The sequence below is a fragment of the Gilliamella sp. GillExp13 genome, assembly GCF_001690815.1.
In the GTDB taxonomy this organism is placed as follows: domain Bacteria; phylum Pseudomonadota; class Gammaproteobacteria; order Enterobacterales; family Orbaceae; genus Gilliamella; species Gilliamella bombi.
Map to the genome: position 1 here is coordinate 1 of NZ_LZHJ01000153.1, position 1078 is coordinate 1078.

At 37.8% G+C, this 1078-nt stretch carries 4 protein-coding genes; 2 read left to right on the plus strand and 2 right to left on the minus strand.

Annotation, left to right across the window (positions count from 1 at the left end; all coding sequences use genetic code 11):
- Positions 1 to 12 precede the first annotated feature (12 nt).
- Both A9G37_RS13705 and A9G37_RS10960 read right to left on the minus strand, forming a co-directional pair.
- Complete coding sequence (locus tag A9G37_RS13705; protein ID WP_081297745.1) at positions 13 to 192, minus strand: integrase core domain-containing protein; 180 nt, start codon at positions 190 to 192, stop codon at positions 13 to 15.
- Entirely contained in the window at positions 129 to 533 is a 405-nt protein-coding gene (locus A9G37_RS10960) for a DDE-type integrase/transposase/recombinase (RefSeq protein ID WP_081297744.1), read from the minus strand. The genes A9G37_RS13705 and A9G37_RS10960 overlap by 64 nt, the downstream gene beginning before the upstream one ends.
- Between A9G37_RS10960 and A9G37_RS10965 the strand changes: the two genes are divergently transcribed.
- Positions 496 to 780, plus strand: coding sequence for a transposase (locus A9G37_RS10965; RefSeq protein ID WP_141670991.1), 285 nt, complete (start codon positions 496 to 498; stop codon positions 778 to 780). The genes A9G37_RS10960 and A9G37_RS10965 overlap by 38 nt on opposite strands.
- Positions 780 to 1078: IS3 family transposase (locus A9G37_RS12380; protein WP_141671191.1), on the plus strand; the 299-nt coding region annotated here is incomplete at its 3' end. The genes A9G37_RS10965 and A9G37_RS12380, both read left to right, overlap by 1 nt.

Here is a 1078-nt window from a genome sequence, read left to right on the forward strand (position 1 = left end):
TCACGTAGAAAATTAAGCTGCTTGTTTTAGTGTTTTATACTCAATCGGTGTCATGTTATTTAATGCCTCATGCGGTCTTTCGGTGTTATAAATCGTTAGCCATTCTTTGGTTATTCTCCTTGCTTGTGCTAAGTTGTTAAAAAGATATAAATCAAGTACTTCAGTACGATAGGTACGATTAAATCGTTCAATATAACCATTTTGATAAGGGCTACCGGCTTTATATAATCAATGGCTATATCATGTGATTTAGCCCAGTTTATAAAGGTTTTTCCTGTAAATTCTGGCCCATTATCGACCCGTATTTTTAATGGATATCCATGATATTCGGCCAGTTTATCTAAGTAACGGGTAATCCTTCCTGCTGGTAAGCTGACTGCAATATCAATACCTAACACCTCACGATTAAAGTCATCGATGACATTGAATGTCCTAAAGCGACGTTGATTGTAACTCTCCCCTAAAATAGTACAGCAAAAAAGTAGAAAATTCTCTATGATAAAAGTAAAAGGGGATTTAATGATGAAAAAAATGACTGAACATCAAATCGTCGCTATTTTAAAAGAAGCTGAAGCAGGTATTCCTGTCAAGGAACTCTGCCGTAAATATGGCATGGGTAATTCAACTTTTTATAAATGGCGGGAAAAATACGGCGGAATGGAAACTTCGGATATCAAACGCTTAAAAGAGCTGGAGGCTGAAAACCGCAAACTTAAGCAGATGTTTGCCGAGCTGAGCTTAAAATCACAGCTTCAGGAAGAAATCATAAAAAAGCTTTAGTGCCCACAAAGGCCCGTAAAACGTGGGCACAGCAACTACAACAAAATCATTCTGTTACTATAGCTATGAGCTGCGCTATCGTTGGCTTAAACCGTTGTGCTTACTATTATCAACCTAAGTTACAGGATGATTCGGTGATTGTTTCGGTATTGAATGCTATCACAGACCGGCATTTACGCTGGGGCTTTCCTAAATGCTTTAATCGTATCAGAAAGCTCGGCTATCAATGGAACCATAAGCGTGTTTATCGGGTGTATTGTGAATTAAAGCTTAATCTCAGAGTAAAACGAAAAAAACG